Source organism: Streptomyces spinoverrucosus (genome assembly GCF_015712165.1).
GTDB lineage: Bacteria > Actinomycetota > Actinomycetes > Streptomycetales > Streptomycetaceae > Streptomyces > Streptomyces spinoverrucosus_A.
Map to the genome: position 1 here is coordinate 6,650,717 of NZ_JADPZX010000001.1, position 19,138 is coordinate 6,669,854.

Here is a 19,138-nt window from a genome sequence, read left to right on the forward strand (position 1 = left end):
GTCAGGTGACGGTTCCCGCATCGAGCAGGAACCGTATACCCCCTGGGGGTATTCCTGAACGTTCAGGAATCCCGCAGTTTCTTCAGCCGCTCCACGTCGGCCGCATGCCCCTCCTTGCCGCCGGGTGTCTCGATGATCAGCGGTACGCCCTCGGTCGCGGGGTGCGTCATCAGGGCGCGGAACGGGTCCTCGCCGATGTGGCCTGCGCCGATGCTCTCGTGCCGGTCCTTGTGGGCGCCGACCATGTCCTTGGAGTCGTTGGCGTGGATCAGCTTCAGCCGGCCCTCGCCGACCGTGTCGACCAGCAGGTCCAGCGTCTGGTGCATGCCGTTCGGGCCGGTCAGGTCGTGCCCGGCGGCGAAGATGTGGCAGGTGTCGAGGCAGACGCCGAGCCTCGGGTGGGCGTCCAGGGCCTCGAAGTACGGCCCGAAGTCCCAGGTGCGGGAGCAGAGCGAGGCGCCCTGGCCCGCCGTGGACTCCAGCAGGAGGTACGGGTCGTCGTCGGTGAGCTCGTCGAGCAGCGGCAGCAGGTACTCCCGTACCTGCTTCAGCGCCACCGACCGCTCCCGCCCGCCGGTCGCGCTCCCGGTGTGCACGACCACGCCGAGCGCGCCGATCGCCCGGCCGCGCCGCAGCGAGTGCCGCAGCGACTCCACCGACCGCTCGACGGTGGCCGCCGTGTGCGAGCCGAAGTTGATCAGGTACGGCGCGTGCACATACGCCGGGATCGACTCCTCCGCGCACGCCGCGCGGAACGCCTCGTCCTGCCGCGGGTCACCGGCCGGCGTGGCCCAGCCACGCGGGTTGGCGACGAAGACCTGCACGGTCTCGGCCTTGAGGTCGTGGGCGTAGGTGAGGCCCACGGAGTGCAGGCCGCCGGCCACGGGGACGTGACCGCCGATGGGGTTGCGGGAGGGACCGGGGTGTTGACTCTTCACCTGTTCAGGGTGTCATGCGGCCCTGGGTGCCCTGTCAGCGGATCTTCGTCGGTCGGAGGTGCGGCAGGTGATCGTCGTTCAGCGGATCTCGATGGTGATCGTCGACCCCTTGGGTGCGGTCTCCCCGCCCTCCACGGACTGGCCCCGTACGGTGTCGCCGAACAGCCCGAGCAGCCCGCGGTCCTCCTCGACCTCGAAACCGGCGTCCTGAAGCTTCCGCGTGGCCTCGTCCACGCTGTCGCCCACCACGTCCGGAACCTCGATCATCTCCGGCCCCTTGGACACCGTCAGCGTCACCGTGTCGCCCTCGGCGGCCCGGCCGTCGGGGCCCGGGTTCTGCCGTGCCACCTGGCCCGCCTCGAACTCGGAGTTGATCCGCTCGGGGGCGATGCGGACCTTCAGGCCCGCCTCCTGGAGTTGCTCCCTGGCCTCGCCCAGGTCACGGCCGGTGACGTCCGGGACGTCGACCGGGGCGCCCTTGCTGACGGTGAGGGCGATCGCCGTGCCCGCGCGCGTGGTCGTGCCCGTCGCCGGGTCCGTGCTGATCACGAAGCCCCGGGGGACGTCCTCGCTGAACGCCCGGGTCACCATGCCCGGCTCCAGCCCGCCGTCCTTGAGCAGGCTGCGCGCCTTGTCCAGCCGGTAGCCCGCGAGATCCGGCACCTTCACCGTCTCGGGGCCGTCGGAGACGGTGAGCGTCACCGAGTCGTTGTGCCGGATCCGGGAGCCCGGCGCCGGGTCGGTGCTGATGATCGTGCCGCGCTTCACCGTGTCGCTGTAGGCGTGCTTGACCTGCCCGACCTCCAGCCCGGCGTCCGCGAGCCGGTCCTCGGCCTGCGCCTCGGTCTTCGCCAGCAGCGGCGGGACCTCGGTGAACTGGCCCGAGTTGATGTACCAGACGCCCACACCGAGACCGAGCGCCAGCAGCACGGCGGCGACGATCGTGACGACCGAGCGCGGAGGCCGGGAACGGCGGCGCGGGGCGTCCAGCGGCGGGGACTCCAGTCGGCTGGTCCGGTTGTACCGGGACTCGTCGCCGTCCTCGTTCACGGGCAGCTGCCGCAGGGCGGTCAACGCGCGCGGGATGACGCTCGTACGGTCGTCGGCGTTGTCGTGCTCCGCCCTGATCGCCTGCGGGGGCACCGCGTCGAGCTGGTCGGCGCTGAGCGCGCCACGCGCCTCGCGGACCTGCGCGAGCAGCGCCACGGCGTCGTACGGGCGGATCTCCGGCGTGCGGGCGGTCGCGGAGGCGACCAGCTCGTCCAGCTCGTACGGCAGACCGGGCACGGCCGCCGAGGGCGGCGGGACGTCCTCGTGGACGTGCCGGTAGAGCACCTGGGCGGGGGAGTCCCCGGTGTGCGGCTTGGCGCCGGTCAGCATCTCGTACAGCACCACACCGCACGCGTACACGTCGACGCGGGGGTCGGCGCTGCCGTGCTCGATCTGCTCCGGAGCGAGGTAGGAGACCGTGCCGAGGACGGACCCGGTGGTGTGGGTGACCGTGTCCACGGCCCGGACGAGCCCGAAGTCGGCGACCTTGACGCGGCCGTCGTCCCCTATGAGGACGTTCTCCGGCTTCATGTCCCGGTGCACGAACCCGGCGCGGTGCGCGGCGCCCAGCGCGGCCAGGACCGGCTCCAGGATGTCCAGCGCGGCCCGCGGCTGCAGCGCCCCGCGCTCGCGCAGCACGTCCCGCAGGGTGCAGCCGGAGACGTACTCCATGGCCAGGTAGACGTACGACCCGTCCGTCCCCTGGTCGAACACTTGGACGACGTTGGGGTGGGCGAGCCGGGCCACCGACTTGGCCTCGCGGATGAACCGCTCGACGAAGGAGCCGTCGGCGGCCAGGGTCGGATGCATCACCTTGAGCGCGAGGACGCGGTCGAGGCGGGTGTCCACGGCCCGGTAGACCGTGGCCATCCCGCCGACCGCGATCCGCGCGTCGACGCGATAACGGCCGTCGAGCAACTGCCCGACCAGAGGGTCCTGAAGGGTCGTGTCCACGCAGGCGAGTGTACGAGCCGCCGCCGACACTCCTGGCCGCTTCCCGCGGCATCGGGGCGGGACTGCAGCCGACCTGTGACGTGTCCGACCCGGCGGCTCCTACTCGGCGGCGGGCACGCGCGGGGTCACTGGAAAGCGGGCCGCTCCGGATCCAGCGCGGCCATCCCCTCCACCGGCGACGAGGCCTCCGCGAAGTGCCGCCGCGGGATACGCCCCGCCAGCCGGGCCAGCCGCCCCGCCTCCACCGCGTTCCTCATGGCGGCCGCCATCAGCACCGGCTCCTGTGCCCTGGTGACGGCTGAGGCGAGCATCACACCCGCGCACCCCAGCTCCATCGCGAACGCCGCGTCCGACGCCGTACCGGCTCCCGCGTCCAGGATCACCGGCACGTGCGCGTGCTCGATGATCAGCTGGAAGTTGTGCGGGTTGCGGATGCCGAGCCCGGAGCCGATCGGCGACCCGAGCGGCATGATCGCGGCGCAGCCCACGTCCTGCAGCTTGCGCGCCAGGACGGGGTCGTCGTTGGTGTACGGCAGCACCGTGAAACCGTCGTCCACCAGGGTCTCCGCCGCCTCCAGCAGCTCGATCGGGTCCGGCAGCAGGGTGCGCTCGTCGGCGATGACCTCCAGCTTGATCAGCTCCGTGCCCAGCGCCTCGCGCGCGAGGCGGGCGGTCAGCACCGCCTCACCGGCGGTGAAGCAGCCGGCCGTGTTGGGCAGCACCCGGATGCCGAGCTTGTCCAGCACCGACAGCACCGAGCCGTGCACATCGGGGTTCACACGCCGCATCGCCACCGTGGTCAGCTCGGTCCCGGAGGCGACCAGCGACCGCTCCAGCACGTCGAGGCTGGGCGCGCCGCCGGTGCCCATGATCAGCCGGGAGGTGAAGGTCGTACCCCCGAGGACAAAGGGATCGTCGGCCATGGTCAGCCTCCTTGGACGGCGGTGAGGACTTCGACACGGTCCCCCTCGGACAGGGGCGTGGCCGGCCACTGCGCGCGCGGGACGACGGTTTCGTTGAGGGCGGCGGCCACCCCGGAGGGTGCCGGGGTGAGGGTGCGGACGAGGGCGTCGAGAGCCGTGCCGTCGGCGATCCGGCGGGGCTCCCCGTTGACGGAGATGATCATGCGGGCTGCTCCGTGAGTGCGGCGCTGAAGCGCTTCGGCGTGAAGGGACGGGCCACCTCCGGGAGTTCACCGGTGGTCAGGGCGTGCGCCATGGCGTCGCCGGTGACCGGGGTGAGCAGGACGCCGTTGCGGTAGTGGCCGGTGGCCAGCAGCAGGCCGTCCAGTTCGGTCGGGCCCAGCAGGGGCGCGTTGTCGGGGGAGCCGGGGCGCAGTCCGGCCCGGGTCTCCGTCAGGGGCAGCTCGGTGAGGCCGGGGACCAGCTCGTGCGCGTCGCGCAGCAGCTCGTACACGCCCCCGGCGGTGACCGTGGTGTCCCAGCCCAGCTCCTCGCTGGTGGCGCCGACGACCAGCTCACCGCTCTCGCGCGGCACCAGGTAGACATGGCTGCCGCGCACCACCGCGCGCACGGTGCGGCTCAGGAACGGCGCGTGGCGCGGCGGTACGGTCAGCCGCAGCACCTGCCCCTTCACCGGCCGCACGGGCGGCAGTACGGCGTCCGGGACGCCCGCCAGCCGGCCGCTGAGGCTCCCCGCGGCCAGCACCACCTGCCCGGCGGTCAACTCGGCCCCCGCGCGCGTGACGGCTCCCGCCGCCCGCTCCCCGACGACCAGCAGCCGTTCGGCCCACTCCCGGTGGAGGACCACGCCCGCCCGCTCGCACGCGGCGACCAGGGCCGCCGCGAGTCGCCGAGGGTCGATCTGGTGGTCGCCGTCGACCCGCAGCCCGCCGCGCACACCGGGCGCGAGCATCGGCTCCAGGCGGCGGCAGTCCCGGCCCGACAGCCACTCGGAGTCGAGCCCCGACCGCCGTTGCAGGGCGTGCAGTTCGCGCAGATGGGCGCGGTCGTCGGCGTCCAGCGCGACGGCGAGCGTGCCGCACTGGCGGTAGCCGAGGTCGTGGCCGGTCAGGTCGGTGAGCTCGGCCGCGAAGTCCGGATAGCGACGGGCCGAGGCGAGGTTCAGACCGAGCAGGGTCTCCTCGCCGTAGTGCAGTTCCGTGACGGCGGCCAGCATGCCGGCCGCCACCTGGGCGGCCCCGCCGCCCGGTTCGGGGTCCACGACCGTGGTGGCGAGTCCGCGCTGCGCGGCTCGCCAGGCCGTGACCAGGCCGATGATTCCGCCCCCGATGACGAGGACGTCTGACGTACGTGTGGAAGACGACACGGGCGTCCAGCCCCTCCCTTCGCCGGCATGACCCGGATCAGGTTCGTACGGTCGGAGGCCGCCAGCCTCCCTCTCAGCCCGGTGCGTCCGGGCTCCCGCGAGTGCTTTACGGTGGCCACCCTAGCCCTTGCCGCCGCGCCTCTGTAAGGGAGTCCGCTGTCATGCCCCGCTCACTCGACGGCCTCGTCCTCGCCCCCGTCGCCGACCAGGCGCCGGGGCAGGTGGGGACACGCACCCGGTTCACGTACCACGAGAAGGGCGGCGAGATCTGGGCCGAGTACGCGGGTGGGGATGTCGTGCGCGGGTACCTGGTGGGGACCCGGGAGGGCGACCGGCTGGACTTCCGGTACGTGCAGCTGAAGCAGGACGGGACGACGTCCTCGGGGCACTGTGTGTCGACGGTCGTGGCACTGCCGGACGGGCGGGTGCGACTGGAGGAGGCCTGGGAGTGGGAGTCGCAGGCGGGCAGCGGAACCAGTGTTGTGGAGCAGGTCACTGAGTCCGCCCCCTGACTGACAATCTGTCAGTGTCTATGGTGATCAGGTGAGCGAGCAGACGAGGGCAGGGGCACGGCGGGTGGTCGTCGTGGGCGCGGGAATGGCCGGGGTGCAGACCGCCGTCGCCCTGCGGGAGCAGGGCTTCACCGGCACCGTGACGCTGATTGGCGCCGAGCCCCACCAGCCGTACGACCGGCCACCGCTGTCCAAGGCCGTCCTGCTCGGCACGGCCGAGGGCTCCGCCTTCGACGTCGACTTCGAGGCGCTCGGCATCGACCTGCACCTCGGGCGCGAGGTGACCGGCGTCCGCCCCGGTGATCACGAGCTGGACACCGAGGCCGGGCCCGTGCCCTACGACGTGCTGGTCCTCGCCACCGGCGCCGAACCCGTCACCCTGCCGGGCGTGGAGGGCGTCCCCGGGGTGCATCTGCTGCGCACCCTCGACGACGCCGAACGGCTGCGGCCGGTGCTCGCCCGGCAGCACGACATCGTGGTCGTCGGCGCGGGCTGGATCGGCGCCGAGTTCGCCACGGCCGCCCGGGAGGCGGGCTGCGCGGTGACCGTCGTGGAGGCCGCGGACCGCCCCCTCGCCGGGGCCCTGCCCGCCGAGGTGGCCGCGCCGATGACCGCCTGGTACGCAGACAGCGGCGCCGTACTGCGCACCCACGCGCGCGTGCAGCGCGTCGAGCCCGGTTCGGTGGTCCTGGACGACGGCTCCCGGGTGCCGGCCGACGCCGTCGTGGTCGGCATCGGTGCCCGGCCCGCCACGCGCTGGCTCGCCGGCTCCGGCATCGAGCTCGGCCGGTACGGCGAGGTCGTGGCCGACGACCACCTGCGCACCTCGGCGCCGGACGTCTACGCGGTCGGCGACTGCGCGTCCTTCCCTTCGGGACGGTATGGCGAGCGGCTGATGGTGCACCACTGGGACAACGCCCTGCAGGGCCCCCGCACGGTCGCGGCGAACATCGTCGGCGAGGCGCCGGCGGTCTACGACCCGGTGCCGTACTTCTGGTCCGAGCAGTTCGGGCGGTTCGTCCAGTACGCCGGACACCACACGGCCGCCGACGCCACCGTGTGGCGCGGTGACCCGGCCGGGCCCGCCTGGTCGGTGTGCTGGCTGCGCGAGGGCCGGCTGGTGGCACTGCTGGCCGTGGGCCGCCCGCGGGACCTCGCGCAGGGCCGACGTCTGATCGAGGCCGCGACGACGATGGACCCACAGCTGCTGTCCGACCCGGCACGCCCACTGAAGGCGGCCACGGCGTAGCGCGTTCTCGCAGGTGGGCAGGGTCGGCGGGCGGGGCTGACTTCCGACTGTCAGTGCGGGATGGCAGGCTTGTTCCCGTGACCGAGATTGACGCAAAGATCGATGCTCTCGTCCCCGCCTGGCTCACCCTCCCCGACATCGCCGAAATGCTCGATGTCGAGGTGACGCGCGTGCGGCAGCTGGTCAAGGAGGGCCAGCTCATCGCCGTACGCCGCGGTGAGAACCGCGCGCTGCACGTCCCCGCCGCCTTCATCGACGGAGACAAGGTCGTCAAGGGCCTGTCCGGAACCCTGACGCTCCTGCGGGACGACGGCTTCACGGACGAAGAGATGCTGGAGTGGCTCTTCACCCCCGACCCGACCCTGCCCGGCACGCCCGCGCAGGCGCTGAGCGAGAATCGCGGCACGGAGGTGAAGCGGCGGGCCCAGGCGCTCGCCGTCTGACACCGGCCGACACGAGCAACCGTCCGGCGTACGGGCCGCGGTCCACGGGCCACGGCCCGGGGCGACCGCGCCCGGCGCGGCCCGTACGCCACCGACAGTGACACCCAGAGGTACCGATCCACGGGGGGACCCACGCATGTCCGACACCGCCGCCACCGCTCGCGCCCGCCTCGCCGACGCCCGTGTGTACCTGTGCACGGACGCCCGCAAGCGCCAGGGCGACCTGCCCGAGTTCCTGGACGCGGTCCTGGCCGGCGGGGTCGACATCGTGCAGCTGCGCGACAAGGGCATGGAGGCCGCCGAGGAGCTGGAGCACCTCAAGGTCTTCGCCGACGCCTGCGCCCGGCACGGCAAGCTCCTCGCCGTCAACGACCGCGCGGACGTCGCCCACGCCGCCGGCGCCGACGTGCTCCACCTCGGCCAGGGCGACCTCCCGGTCCCCGCGGCCCGCGCGATCCTCGGCGACGACATCCTCATAGGCCGCTCGACCCACGCGGAGTCCGAGGCCGAGGCGGCGGCCGTCCAGCAGGGCGTGGACTATTTCTGCACCGGCCCCTGCTGGCCGACCCCCACCAAGCCCGGCCGCCACGCCCCCGGCCTCGACCTGGTCCGGCACACGGCCGCGCTGGGCACCGACCGCCCCTGGTTCGCCATCGGCGGCATTGCCCTCGGCAACCTCGACGAGGTCCTCGAAGCGGGCGCCCGCCGGGTCGTCGTCGTCCGCGCGATCACCGAGGCGGACGACCCGGGCGCGGCGGCGGGGGAGTTCGCGAAGCGGCTGCGAGGGGTGTGAGGCCGACTTCAGCCGGTTACCGGAGTCGCCTTGTCCAAGGGGTGGACAACAAGCCGACAATTCGGGCAAATTTCCGGCGTCCGGTTGGGGGACCGGCAGCCCCTGGCTAACCTGCCCGTATGGCCCTCGGAACCGCATCCACCAGGACTGATCGCGCGCGCACCGTGCGTGACATGCTCGCCGCCGGCAAGACGACGTACTCGTTCGAGTTCTACGCGCCGAAGACCGCCAAGGGCGAGCGCAGCCTGTGGAACGCGCTGCGCAGGGTCGAGGCGGTGGCCCCCGACTTCGTCTCCGTGACATACGGCGCCGGAGGTTCCACGCGCGCGAGCACGGTCAAGGAGACGCAGCAGATCGTCGCCGACACCACGCTCACCCCGGTCGCGCACCTCACCGCCGTCGATCACTCGATCGGCGAGCTGCGCAACGTGATCGGCCAGTTCGCCGACGCCGGCATCCGCAACATGCTCGCCCTGCGCGGCGACCCGCCCGGCGACCCCATGGGCGAGTGGGTGCCGCACCCCAAGGGTCTGACCTACGCCGCCGACCTCGTCCGGCTCATCAAGGAGTCGGGCGACTTCTGCGTAGGCGTCGCGGCCTTCCCGGAGATGCACCCGCGCTCCGCCGACTGGGACACGGACGCCCGGCACTTCGTCGACAAGTGCCGGGCCGGTGCCGACTACGCGATCACACAGATGTTCTTCCAGCCTGAGTCCTACCTTCGACTGCGTGACCGAGTGGCCGCCGCGGGCTGCGAGACGCCGGTCATCCCCGAGGTCATGCCGGTGACCAGCGTTCGGATGCTGGAGCGGCTGCCGCAGCTCAGCAACGCTCACATTCCGTCCACCTTGAAAGAGCGGATCCTCACAGCGAAAGACAATCCGTCCGCTGTACGCTCCATTGGGATCGAGTTCGCCACGGAGTTCTGCGCACGGCTGCTGGCGGAGGGAGTGCCGGGTCTGCACTTCATCACGCTCAACAACTCCACGGCGACCCTGGAAATCTACGAGAACCTGGGCCTGCACCACCCACCGCGGGCCTAGACCGGTCGCACGCTCATACGACACACTGCGTAGCGGCCACTGGGAGAGGGGCGTACATGGGCTGGACGGTCCTCTACATCGCGTTCGGCATCGTCGCGCTGTGGCTGCTCGGCGAGGTCCTGCTGCAGTACAAGGCACGGCTTCGCTGGCGGCTGCTGGCGTTCGTCGGCTTCCTCGGTGTCGTCGTCGGTGTACTGATCCCGTCCGTCATCGTGATCGGACTGGGCGCGGCCGCCTTCGCGGTCGGGCAGACCTACGTCACCCTGTCGTTCCGCCGTGGCTTCGCCGCCGGCTGGGCGGTCACCGGCCGTCCGGGCCTGGGCGGCAGCAAGCGCCGCCGCGGTGAGCCGGACCACCAGGACCCGACCCTTGAGGTCTCCGACCTCCAGGCGGCCGACTACGGCGACGGCGGCGCCAAGTACGAGCAGGGCGGCGCCGCGTACGGTCAGGACGACTACGACCGCGACGACGTCTTCACCCCGGCCCGCCCTGCCGCGCCCACGGCCGCCGAGACCACCGCCGTGTACGAGCCGCAGCCGATGCCCGACGACACCGGCTCGTACGGCGTGTACGGCGACACCGGCGCCTACGCCGCCCAGGGCCAGGACCAGTACGCGACGGCCGCCCAGGCCGCCGACCAGACCTACGCCTACGACGGCTACTCCACCTACGGCCAGCAGCAGTACGGCTACGACACCACCGGCCAGCAGCAGTACGCGGCCTACTCCGACCCGTACATCGGCACCCAGACCTACAGCGGTGGGTCGTACGACACCGGCTACGACCAGCAGTACGGCCAGCAGGGCTACGGCCAGGACCAGTACGCCAACGGCGGCTACGGCGGCGAGACCCCGTCCGGGGGTGTGTGGGTGCCGCAGCAGCGCAACGCCGACGATCCGTACGGCGGCGAGCTGCCGCCCGAGCAGTCGTATCCCTATCAGGAAGACGGTCAGGCGCAGCAGGGGAACGGGTACGACGAGCGGTACCGGTTCTGAGTCCCTGAGCGCTGAGTGAGCCGTCGGCTTCTCACTGAGAGCCGCGGAAGTCCGGACCCTCCACGATCAGCCCCGCGACCAGCGCGCCCGACATCCCGGCGTGCGGGAGGCCGCCGCCCGGGTGCGACCAGCCGCCGGCCACGAACAGGCCGGGCAGTGCGCTGCTGTTGGACGGGTGCAGCAGCCTGCCCCCGGCCGCCGCCAGAGCCGGGGCCGGGACCGCTCCGCCCTCCGCGCCGGTCGCCTCGGCGATGTGGGCCGGGGTGCGAGCCTCGTGCCACAGGAGGCGGGAGCGGAGGTCGGGTATCGCGCGCTCGGCGGCGGTGATCATGGCTTCGGCGTGGTGGGCACACGCCTCCGACGGGGTCGAGGCCGGGACGGTGGTCGTCAGGGTGACCGCCTCGTGATCGGCGTCCGGGACCAGTCGCGGGTCGTCGGGGCGCAGGACCGTGACCGTGGGACGCGGTGTCGTCGCCGTCCCGGTCCCGGTGCCGAAGAGGAACTCCAACTCGCCGTCCCGGTCCTCGGCGTGCACCACCGTCCGGTGCGGTGTCCCCGCCGGGCGGGAGCCGCGCAGCGCCAGCAGCACCGTCAGGCGGCTGGGCAGCCCGCGTTGGGGCGGGATCTCGCCGGTGGCCCGCGGTGGCATGTCCGGCAGTGCGCCGGGCGCGGCACCGGCGACCACGAAGTCCGCCTCCGCGAGCTTGCCGTCGGCGAGCTCCACGCCCGCCGCTCGGCCGTCCTTCTCCAGCACCCGGGCGACCTCGGTACCGAAGCCGAACTCGACCCGGCGGGCGAGGCAACGCTCGTACACCGCGCGGGCCAGCTCCCGGATGCCGCCGCTTACGTACCAGGTGCCGAAGGCGTGCTCCATGTACGGCAGCACGGCCGCGCTCGCCGGTGCGACGCGCGGGTCCAGGCCGTAGGCCAGGGCGTGGCTCTCCAGCAGGGCGATCAGCCGGGCGTCGCGCAGCTCCCAGGCGCCGACCTCGGCGAGCGTGCCGGCCCGGCGGGTGCGCAGCAGCCGCTTGTGCGGGACCGCGGGGTAGGGCTCGCGCTCGGCCAGCACCTCCCAGTTGGGCCACAGCGGCTCTTCCAGGAGCGGTCGGCGCGTCCGGTCCCAGGCCTCACGGGCCCGCACCAGGAAGTCGCCCCAGCGGGCGCCCGCACCCGAGCCCAGCGCCTCGTCGAGGGCGGTGACCACGCCCGCGCGCGAGGCGTTCGGCAGGGACACCTCGGTGCCGTCCGCGAAGAGGTGCCGGGCCGACGGATCGACCTGCGTCAGCTCGACGCACGCCTCCAGCGGCTCCTTGCCGGTCTTGAGGAACAGGTCCCGCCAGACCGCGGGCAACGGCAGCACTCCGGGGCCGGTGTCGAAGGCGAACCCGTCCCGCTCCAGCCGCCGCACCGCCCCGCCGTACGTCTCCGTGCGCTCGTACACCGCCACCCGGTGGCCCGCCACGGCCAGCCGCGCGGCAGCCGCCATGGCGCCCATCCCAGCGCCGATCACCGCAATCCGTGCCATGCGTGCGACTTTATCGGCCGCCACTGACAGTCCGTGTCCGGGCCTGTGACCAGCGAGGTTCACGGCGACGACGGTCTCCTGGGCGGCCGTGCCGCCGGCCCGTTGACGGAGGCTTCTGCGCCGCCCGCAGTCCTTGAGCCGGCGCCGGCTTCAGCCCTGGGCCTGTTGACGGCGCCGCTTCTCCGCCCCGCAGCCTCAGCCCGGTGGCCACCCCGCCCGTCCCGCCAGTCGTCGTTCCTCCCGGCGTTGCGCTCTGCGGCGCAGGAAGCGGCGGATGCGGGAGGCGAGGAAGTACAGGGCGGTCAGGCCGATGACCAGCAGCGTCGCCGCGATGATCGCCGCCGCCTCCGGGTGGAAGATCGCGAACGTCACCAGGCCGCCGACGCCCAGGTCCTCGGCCACACTGATGATCACGTTGCTGAAGGGCTCCGGCGAGGAGTTGACCGCCATCCGCGTCCCGGCCTTGACCGCATGGCTGGCCAGCGCCGTCGAACCCCCGATCGCGCCCGCCGCCAGATCGGAGAGCGAACCGCTCTGTCCGGCGAGCAGCGCCCCGACCCACGCGCCGGCGGCCGGCCGGATCACCGTGTGCACGGAGTCCCACACGGAGTCGACGTACGGGATCTTGTCGGCGACCGCCTCGCACAGGAACAGCACGCCCGCAGTGATGAGCACCTCGGGGCGTTGCAGGGCCTCCGGGACCTCGTCGCTCAGTCCCGTCGCACCGAAGAAGCCGAGCAGCAGCACCACGGCGTACGCGTTGACGCCGCTGGCCCAGCCGCTGGTGAAGACGAGGGGGAGTACGGACACGGACGCGATCGTAACCAGCGGGCGGCGGCGCGTCCTGGGGGCGAGCGCGCAGGACTGAGTATCCGTACCTAGGCGGGGAGATGAGTACGCGCGCGGATGGGGCCCGACCTGCGCGAACGAGAGAGTGGAGGCACGGAAAGGGGCCCCGCGCCGGCACCGCCGACACGGGGCGGCGGAACGGCGCGGCCCTGGACCGCTCCTTCCGCCGGCTCAGGTCGGCGGGAGCGAGACACGGGGGATCCCGGGGGAGGGACGACCGAACGGGGGCCCAACGGGGGGAACGGGGGACAACGGGGGAGCACAGGGAAGCGCCGGTCCGGCGTGGCCCGCGGGGGACGCGGCCACAACCCGGACCGGCGCTTTCCGTTTGCCGAGGCTCCCTCCCGGGGTGGGTCCTCATCCGCCGGCGCCGGAACCGCCGCTCACGGACGCCCGCTCACCCGCCCCTGCAACAGCCGCGACAACGCCGCGTGCACGTCGTCCAGCGAACGCTCCGGCTGGAACGCCTGCCAGTCCAGCGCCGCCACCAGCACCATCCCGACCAGCGCCGCCGCCGTCAGCGGCACATCGATCTCCTCGCTGAACTCACCGTTCTCGATCCCCCCACGCAGCACGTCCTCGACGACCGCCACCGCCTCCTGCCGGACCACCAGCAGCGTGGACTGCCAGGCCCGGTTGGTGCGCCACAGCTCGGCCACGTACAGCTGCGTGAAGGCCGGATAGCGGTCGATGAAGACGAGCCCGGCCCGGATCATCGCGTCCAGCGCCGCCACCTTGGTGCCGCCGTCCTTCGCCGTCCGCTCGGCCGCTTCCCTCAGGGAGGCGGTCAGGAGGCCCACGCCGTGCCGCAGCAGTTCCTCGAAGAGGACGGACTTGCTGGCGAAGTTGTAGTACACCGTGCCCTTGGCGACCCCGGCCCGCTCGGCGATCTCGTCCACCGTGGTCGCGGAGAAGCCCTGTTCCGCGATGAGTGTGACGGCCGCCTCGTAGAGCTTCTGCCGGGTCGCCTCGCGGCGCGTACTGGCCCCCGATGTGGCGCTGCTGCTTTCCATGGCCCTGATTGTCACAGGAACCGCTTCCCTGTAGGGCGTGGCAGAGGAGCTCACAGGCTCAGCTCCGGATGCAGCCGGTCCAGCGTCCACACCTGGCGGCGGCGGGCCGACAGCGCGGTCAGCGCGAGGGCGCCCACGGTGAACGCGGCGAGCACCACGCACGCGTGCCACACGGGACCGAGGCCACCACCCGTGATGAGCCTCCTGAGCGCCTCGACGATGTAGCTCATCGGCAGGTACGGGTGCAGCGCGTTGAAGAAGCCCGGGCTGGTCTGCACGGGGTACGTGCCGCCCGCGGACGTCAGCTGCAGCATCAGCAGGGCGAGCACCAGGATCCGGCCGGCGGCGCCGAAGCGTGCGTTCAGCCACTGGACGATCGCCGCGAAGCACGCCGTCACCAGGAACAGGAAGCCCACCGTCCCGGCCGCCCGCGCCATCTCCAGGCCGACCGCCCAGTGCAGCACCGACATCAGGGCCACCGTCTGGAGCACGCCGATCGCCAGCACCGGCAGCCAGCCCGCCAGCGCGATCCGCCAGGCCGACGCTCCGGCGGCCAGCGCCCGCCGGTTGAGCGGCGGGATCAGCATGTACGCCACCATCGCGCCCACCCACAGGGACAGCGGGATGAAGTACGGGGCGAAACCGGTGCCGTAGTTGGGCGCCTTGTGCAGGGACTTGGAGGCCAGCTGGACCGGGTCCGCCATGACCTCCGTCCGCGCGTCGCGTTCCCGCTCGTCGTAGTCGGGGATCTGCTCGGCGCCCTCGTGCAGCCCGTCCGCGAGCTTCACCGAGCCGTCCACGAGCTTGTACATGCCCCCACTGAGGTCGTCCGCGCCCGTCTTGAGCTCTCCGACGCCCTCGTCGAGGTCCACCGCGCCGGTCCGGGCGGTGCCCAGCCCCGAGTGCAGAGCCTTGGCGCCCTCGGCGACCTTCCCGGCACCCTCGTTCAACTTGTTGATCTTCGCTACGGCCTCGTCGAGGTCCTCCGAGAGGTGCGGGGCGTCCTTGGCGAGAGCCCGGGCCTGCTCCTCAAGGGTGGCGAGATGCCCGTCGAGCTTGTCCAGGTCGCCGTCGTAGTCGCTGATCACCGTGTTGAGGTCGTCCGCGATCGTCGCCACGTCGGCGGCCGAGTCCATGGCCTTCTCCAGGTCGGAGCAGGCCGCGTCGGGCAGTACGGGGGTCTCGCAGCGCCTCTCGTGGATCTCGCTCAGCGTGTCGGCGGCCAGATGGGCTCCCTTGGCGGCGCCCGGAGCCCGCTTCACCAGCGCGTCGAGGTTGTCGCGGATCGCCGCCGACGAGTCGGCGACCAGCCGCGCCGTGTCACCGATGGTCTTCTCGTTGTCCTTCAGGAAGGGCCCCAGCTTGTCCGCGATGCCGTTGACCTGGTCGGCGAGCGCCTGCGTACCCTCCGCGACCCGTGCCGAACCGTCCTGCAGATCACCCGCGCCCTCGGTGAGCTTCGTCAGCCCCGAGGACAGGTCCCCGCTGCCGTCCTTGGCGTCCTTCAGCCCGTCGGCAAGGTCCTTGGAGCCCTTCTCGGCCGTACCGATGCCGTTCTTGAGCTTGTCGGCCCCGCCGGCCGCCTTCACCGTCTCGCCGTGGATGTCGGAGAACGAGATGAAGATCCGGTCCAGGAAGGACCGCGACGCCTTCGTGGACGCCGCCGTGCGCACCTCGCTGAACACCGTCCGCGAGATCTGCCCGACGATGTAGTTGTTCGCGTCGTTCGTACGGACCTGAAGCGCGCCCGTCTCGGGGGCGTCGCCCGAGCTGGAGGCGATGCGCCTGCTGAAGTCGGCCGGCATGGTCAGCGACAGGTAGTACGTGCCGTCCTCGACCCCCGCAAGCGCCTCCTCGGCGCTCACCTCGTGCCAGTCGAAGACCTCACTGTCCCGCAGCCCCGCCACGATGTCGTCGCCCGCATCGACCCTCTTCCCGCCGGCGGTCGCGCCCTTGTCGTCGTTCACCAGCGCCACCGGGAGCCGGTCGAGGCGGCCGTACGGGTCCCAGAAGGACCACAGGTACAGCGCGCCGTACAGCAGCGGCAGCAGCAGAAGCGCCACCAGGGCGGCCCGGGGCAGCTTCCCCCGGCCGAACCGCCGCAGCTCAAGCGCGGCCAGCCTCGGCGAACGCATCCGCCGCCTCCTTCGCATCGTCGTGGACCGCCAGGCCGTCCCGGCCGGGCTCGTCGTCCTCGTCGTCCTCGTTTTCCTCGTCGGCCCTTTCGCCCGACGCACCGCCGCCGGCGCCCCCGGGGTCCGCGTCCTCGTCGTCGCCTTCGCGCAGGCCGTCGGCCCCGGACTTCTCCGGTACGTCGCTCCCGGCCCGCTCGGTGGACACCACCACGGCGTCCCCCGGCGCCTCGCTGCACACCGCCACCACCGTCGTCCCGGCCTCGGTGAGGGACCTCAGCAGCGCCCAGACCTCGCCCCGCTCGGCGTCGGAGAGCTTGAGGTCGGTGTCGTCGACCCCGAGCAGCCGCGGGCGCCCGACGAGCGCCAGGGCGACGGACAGCCGCAGCGCCTCGACGCGCTCCAGGTCGCGCACGGCGGTCCGCGAGCCCTTGGGCAGGGCATCCCGGTCCAGTCCGGCGTCGCTCAGGGCGGCGTCGATCCGCAGCCCTGCCTCCTTCGCGCGTTCGGCGCGCGGTCGCAGCAGCCCCCGCAGTGAGACGCCGAACCGGCGCTCCAGCAGCGCTCGTTCACGCAGGTGCTCCCCGACGGTCAGGGCCGGGTCGAGGTCGGTGACACCGGGGACGTGGGCGAGCGCGCTCACTCGGCGCAGGGCCGCCAGCTGCTTCGGCAGCCGGGCGTCGCCCACCTCCGCCATCCCCTCGGTCGCCTTCATCCGCCCGGTGAGCGCGAGCAGCAGGCTCGTACGGCCCGATCCGGACGGGCCCTCGATCGCGATCAGCGAGCCGGGCTCCGCGGCGAAGGAGATGCCGCGGAAGGCCCAGCCGCGGGGCCCCCTGAGCCCGAAGTCGCGGGCGGTGACGGCGAGTCCCGCCACGGTTCCCCCCACAGTGCCCCCAGGTGTTTCTGAACGGAACTATTTGAACTGACTGGTCAGTGCAAAAGCTAGCCCGAACCTTCGATCGAAGCAAAAGCGCAGGTCAGAACGGATTGTCAGTGGCATACCTCACGATGGGCACATACGGCACCCCCGTGCGAGGGCGTGCCGTCACACAGACGACAGGAGGTTCGTCATGGCCAACTCGTCCGCAGCCGCCGCCCGTCGGCGCCGCGCCACCGGCCCTGCCCCCTCACTGACCGGCCCGGCGAGCGACGTGCACCCCGTGCTCCGCCGGGCCACGGCCCCGCCCGCCGCCCTCGACCTGCTCGCCCAGGCCCGCGCCGGGCTCGAAGAGGCAGCAGTCCTCGAAACGCCGAACGAGCGCTACGCCACCGCCCACCTCGCCGCCCTGCGCACCGCCGCCGCCGTGCTGGCCGCGCGGGGCCGCCCGGAGTCCAACCCCCGGCGCCGGGCCCGGATCCGCAGCGCCTGGGAAGTGCTCCCCGAGATCGCACCCGAGCTCACCGAGTGGAGCGCGCTGTTCGCCTCGGGGGCCCGGCGCCGCGCCCGGGCCGAGGCGGGCATCCAGGGCGCGGCCAGCCGCCGGGACGCCGACGACCTGATACGGGACGTGGCGATGTTCGTCCGCCTCGTCGAACGGATGCTGGTGCTCCAGCCGGTCCTCCCGCCGCCCCGCCCGGACGCGGGCTGACTCACCTGATGTGTGGAGCGCACCGAACGCACATGACGCATCCAACGCACCTGGCACACCAGACGTCCAAACCACTCATGGTCAGGAGGGATATGCGGTCACCACAGTGACCGGTCGGCACACCGGAGGCAATAGGGTGGAGGACGCCTGAAGCCTTCCCTCCCGCACCCCGGGCCGGGGAGGCAGCCCGTTCGCTCCGCCCCGCACGAGGGCGGTGCCGCGCCGAGGAGTCAACTGCCGTGTCGGACCCGATGCGCCCCCGCACCTCTCTCCGTACCGCCGTGGTGTGGGAGGTCCTCCAGGACGCCCTGGACCGCCGGGTGAAGGCCACGGGCCGGGAGTCGCTGGACGTCCTCGACACCGGAGGCGGCAGCGGCAAGTTCGCCGTGCCCGTCGCCGGCCTCGGCCATCGGGTCACCGTCGTCGACCCCAGCCCGAACGCGCTGTTCGCCCTGGAGCGCCGCGCCGCCGAGGCCGGCGTCGCCGACCGGGTGAAGGGCGTGCAGGGCGACGCCCACGGCCTGTTCGACGTGGTCGAGCGCGGCGGCTACGACGCGGTGCTGTGCCACGGCGTCCTGGAGTACGTGGACGACCCCGCCGAAGGCGTCCGCAACGCGGTGGCCGCCCTGCGCACCGAGGGCCTCCTCAGCCTGCTCGCCGCCGGGCTGGGCGGCGCCGTGCTCGCGCGTGCCCTCGCGGGCCACTTCAAGGAGGCCAAGCAGGCCCTCGACGACCCGAACGGGCGCTGGGGCTCGGGTGACCCGATGCCGCGCCGCTTCACCGCCGAGCAGCTCACCGGCCTGGTGGAGGGCGCCGGCCTCGCCGTCACCGCCGTGCACGGCGTCCGGGTCTTCGCCGACCTCGTCCCCGGCGTGCTGGTGGACACCGAGCCCGGCGCCATGGACGCCCTGCTCAAGCTGGAGGCCGCCGCGGCCGAGCTGCCCGCGTTTCACGCCGTGGCCACGCAGCTTCATGTGCTCGGTGAAACGCAAGCGTCTGCCGGGGCCTGAGCGACTGCTGTGGCGCGGCGCTGATCAGCGCGTTGGTTGCGGATGGAGTGCGCCACAGGCCCCCCGAACGGGCCCTTCCCGCCGTATGATCGAGGGAGACCGCCCGGCATGACGGGTCGGCTGCCGGGGAATGTGAACCTCAGCGGGCCGGTCCGGCCATGGCGGGTTCCGGTTGGCCAATTGGCGCAGAGGGGCGGGTTTCACGGGGGCGATTCCCTGCCTATCCTGAAGGGACCCCCCGGGTCGCCCCGGCGACTGCACGATGAGGAGGACTCCGTGCCGCTCTCAGAGCACGAGCAGCGCATGCTCGAGCAGATGGAGCGAGCGCTGTACGCCGAAGATCCCAAGTTCGCGACAGCGCTTGAGGGAAGCGGGCTGCGTACGTACACCCGGCGACGGGTCTACCAGGCGGTCGCGGGCTTCCTCGTAGGTATCGCGCTCCTCATGGCCGGAATGGTCGCCAAGCAGGTCTGGCTCAGCGTGGTGGGCTTCCTGGTCATGCTGGGCTGCGCGGTACTCGCCGTGACCGGTTGGCGCAAGGCCCCCAAGCCGGGCGAGCAGCCCGCTGCGGGTGGTCCGCCCGCCGGCCGTCAGGGACGTCAGCGGCGCTCGATGATGGACCGTATCGAACAGCGCTGGCAGCGACGCCGCGACGAGCAGCAGGGCCACTGATTCCCACCCACAGCTCCCATTGACGTACGTGAGGGGTTACCGCCCGGCGGGCGGTAACCCCTCACGCATGCCGTGACCC

At 72.6% G+C, this 19,138-nt stretch carries 19 protein-coding genes and 1 riboswitch; of the genes, 9 read left to right on the forward strand and 10 right to left on the reverse strand.

Features of this window, described 5'->3' with window-relative positions:
- Nucleotides 1–62: 62 nt before the first annotated feature.
- The 5 genes from I2W78_RS30205 to thiO all read right to left on the reverse strand — a co-directional run bounded on the left by I2W78_RS30205 (nt 63) and on the right by thiO (nt 5,231).
- Nucleotides 63–938: a deoxyribonuclease IV gene (locus I2W78_RS30205; RefSeq protein ID WP_196463405.1), complete on the reverse strand. Its 876-nt coding sequence runs from the start codon at nt 936–938 to the stop codon at nt 63–65.
- Between the two features lie 78 nt (nt 939–1,016).
- Nucleotides 1,017–2,942, reverse strand: a complete 1,926-nt coding sequence (gene pknB / locus I2W78_RS30210) for a Stk1 family PASTA domain-containing Ser/Thr kinase (RefSeq protein WP_196463406.1) — start codon at nt 2,940–2,942, stop codon at nt 1,017–1,019.
- A gap of 125 nt (nt 2,943–3,067) precedes the next feature.
- Nucleotides 3,068–3,865: a thiazole synthase gene (locus I2W78_RS30215; protein WP_196463407.1), complete on the reverse strand. Its 798-nt coding sequence runs from the start codon at nt 3,863–3,865 to the stop codon at nt 3,068–3,070.
- A gap of 2 nt (nt 3,866–3,867) precedes the next feature.
- Complete coding sequence (gene thiS, locus I2W78_RS30220) at nt 3,868–4,068, reverse strand: sulfur carrier protein ThiS (RefSeq protein WP_196463408.1); 201 nt, start codon at nt 4,066–4,068, stop codon at nt 3,868–3,870.
- Nucleotides 4,065–5,231: a glycine oxidase ThiO gene (thiO, locus tag I2W78_RS30225; RefSeq protein ID WP_196463409.1), complete on the reverse strand. Its 1,167-nt coding sequence runs from the start codon at nt 5,229–5,231 to the stop codon at nt 4,065–4,067. Before thiO ends, thiS begins: the two co-directional genes overlap by 4 nt.
- A riboswitch (TPP riboswitch) is annotated at nt 5,229–5,340 on the reverse strand. It overlaps the preceding gene by 3 nt.
- A gap of 52 nt (nt 5,341–5,392) precedes the next feature.
- Between thiO and I2W78_RS30230 the strand changes: the two genes are divergently transcribed.
- The 6 genes from I2W78_RS30230 (at nt 5,393) to I2W78_RS30255 (ending at nt 10,266) form a co-directional block, all read left to right on the forward strand.
- On the forward strand, nt 5,393–5,743 hold the full coding sequence (locus tag I2W78_RS30230; protein ID WP_196463410.1) for a hypothetical protein: 351 nt from the start codon (nt 5,393–5,395) through the stop codon (nt 5,741–5,743).
- A 31-nt stretch (nt 5,744–5,774) separates the two neighbouring features.
- The gene (locus tag I2W78_RS30235; protein ID WP_196463411.1) at nt 5,775–6,992 is read left to right on the forward strand and encodes an NAD(P)/FAD-dependent oxidoreductase; all 1,218 of its coding nucleotides are present in this window, start codon (nt 5,775–5,777) and stop codon (nt 6,990–6,992) included.
- Nucleotides 6,993–7,069: 77 nt separating this feature from the next.
- On the forward strand, nt 7,070–7,435 hold the full coding sequence (locus I2W78_RS30240) for an Rv2175c family DNA-binding protein (protein WP_196463412.1): 366 nt from the start codon (nt 7,070–7,072) through the stop codon (nt 7,433–7,435).
- Nucleotides 7,436–7,571: 136 nt separating this feature from the next.
- Complete coding sequence (gene thiE / locus I2W78_RS30245) at nt 7,572–8,228, forward strand: thiamine phosphate synthase (protein WP_196463413.1); 657 nt, start codon at nt 7,572–7,574, stop codon at nt 8,226–8,228.
- Nucleotides 8,229–8,347: 119 nt separating this feature from the next.
- On the forward strand, nt 8,348–9,271 hold the full coding sequence (gene metF, locus I2W78_RS30250) for a methylenetetrahydrofolate reductase [NAD(P)H] (protein WP_196463414.1): 924 nt from the start codon (nt 8,348–8,350) through the stop codon (nt 9,269–9,271).
- 56 nt (nt 9,272–9,327) lie between these two features.
- Nucleotides 9,328–10,266, forward strand: coding sequence for an SCO2102 family sporulation regulator (locus I2W78_RS30255; RefSeq protein ID WP_196463415.1), 939 nt, complete (start codon nt 9,328–9,330; stop codon nt 10,264–10,266).
- Between the two features lie 31 nt (nt 10,267–10,297).
- On the opposite strand, the gene I2W78_RS30260 is transcribed toward I2W78_RS30255, so the two are convergent.
- The 5 genes from I2W78_RS30260 to I2W78_RS30280 form a co-directional block, all read right to left on the reverse strand.
- Nucleotides 10,298–11,791: a phytoene desaturase family protein gene (locus I2W78_RS30260; protein WP_196463416.1), complete on the reverse strand. Its 1,494-nt coding sequence runs from the start codon at nt 11,789–11,791 to the stop codon at nt 10,298–10,300.
- 195 nt (nt 11,792–11,986) lie between these two features.
- Nucleotides 11,987–12,601, reverse strand: coding sequence for a DUF4126 domain-containing protein (locus I2W78_RS30265; protein ID WP_196463417.1), 615 nt, complete (start codon nt 12,599–12,601; stop codon nt 11,987–11,989).
- Nucleotides 12,602–13,023: 422 nt separating this feature from the next.
- On the reverse strand, nt 13,024–13,653 hold the full coding sequence (locus tag I2W78_RS30270) for a TetR/AcrR family transcriptional regulator (protein ID WP_196463418.1): 630 nt from the start codon (nt 13,651–13,653) through the stop codon (nt 13,024–13,026).
- Nucleotides 13,654–13,703: 50 nt separating this feature from the next.
- The gene (locus I2W78_RS30275; protein ID WP_196463419.1) at nt 13,704–15,788 is read right to left on the reverse strand and encodes a YhgE/Pip family protein; all 2,085 of its coding nucleotides are present in this window, start codon (nt 15,786–15,788) and stop codon (nt 13,704–13,706) included.
- Entirely contained in the window at nt 15,760–16,662 is a 903-nt protein-coding gene (locus I2W78_RS30280) for an ATP-binding cassette domain-containing protein (RefSeq protein WP_196463420.1), read from the reverse strand. The genes I2W78_RS30275 and I2W78_RS30280 overlap by 29 nt, the downstream gene beginning before the upstream one ends.
- A gap of 196 nt (nt 16,663–16,858) precedes the next feature.
- Between I2W78_RS30280 and I2W78_RS30285 the strand changes: the two genes are divergently transcribed.
- The 3 genes from I2W78_RS30285 to I2W78_RS30295 all read left to right on the forward strand — a co-directional run bounded on the left by I2W78_RS30285 (nt 16,859) and on the right by I2W78_RS30295 (nt 19,059).
- Complete coding sequence (locus I2W78_RS30285) at nt 16,859–17,377, forward strand: SAV_6107 family HEPN domain-containing protein (protein ID WP_196463421.1); 519 nt, start codon at nt 16,859–16,861, stop codon at nt 17,375–17,377.
- Between the two features lie 239 nt (nt 17,378–17,616).
- A complete protein-coding gene (locus I2W78_RS30290) occupies nt 17,617–18,387 on the forward strand; it encodes a class I SAM-dependent methyltransferase (RefSeq protein WP_196463422.1) in 771 nt (256 codons plus the stop codon).
- Between the two features lie 276 nt (nt 18,388–18,663).
- Complete coding sequence (locus tag I2W78_RS30295; protein WP_196463423.1) at nt 18,664–19,059, forward strand: DUF3040 domain-containing protein; 396 nt, start codon at nt 18,664–18,666, stop codon at nt 19,057–19,059.
- The last annotated feature ends 79 nt before the right edge of the window (nt 19,060–19,138 follow it).

What these genes read in the sequence shown, in the direction of transcription:
- thiE (WP_196463413.1), top strand. Translation starts at nt 7,572, where the DNA reads ATGTCCGACACCGCCGCCACCGCTCGCGCCCGCCTCGCCGACGCCCGT.
- thiS (WP_196463408.1), bottom strand. Translation starts at nt 4,068, where the DNA reads ATGATCATCTCCGTCAACGGGGAGCCCCGCCGGATCGCCGACGGCACG.
- I2W78_RS30230 (WP_196463410.1), top strand. Translation starts at nt 5,393, where the DNA reads ATGCCCCGCTCACTCGACGGCCTCGTCCTCGCCCCCGTCGCCGACCAG.
- I2W78_RS30275 (WP_196463419.1), bottom strand. Translation starts at nt 15,788, where the DNA reads ATGCGTTCGCCGAGGCTGGCCGCGCTTGAGCTGCGGCGGTTCGGCCGG.
- I2W78_RS30260 (WP_196463416.1), bottom strand. Translation starts at nt 11,791, where the DNA reads ATGGCACGGATTGCGGTGATCGGCGCTGGGATGGGCGCCATGGCGGCT.
- I2W78_RS30270 (WP_196463418.1), bottom strand. Translation starts at nt 13,653, where the DNA reads ATGGAAAGCAGCAGCGCCACATCGGGGGCCAGTACGCGCCGCGAGGCG.
- I2W78_RS30215 (WP_196463407.1), bottom strand. Translation starts at nt 3,865, where the DNA reads ATGGCCGACGATCCCTTTGTCCTCGGGGGTACGACCTTCACCTCCCGG.
- I2W78_RS30255 (WP_196463415.1), top strand. Translation starts at nt 9,328, where the DNA reads ATGGGCTGGACGGTCCTCTACATCGCGTTCGGCATCGTCGCGCTGTGG.
- I2W78_RS30285 (WP_196463421.1), top strand. Translation starts at nt 16,859, where the DNA reads ATGGCCAACTCGTCCGCAGCCGCCGCCCGTCGGCGCCGCGCCACCGGC.
- metF (WP_196463414.1), top strand. Translation starts at nt 8,348, where the DNA reads ATGGCCCTCGGAACCGCATCCACCAGGACTGATCGCGCGCGCACCGTG.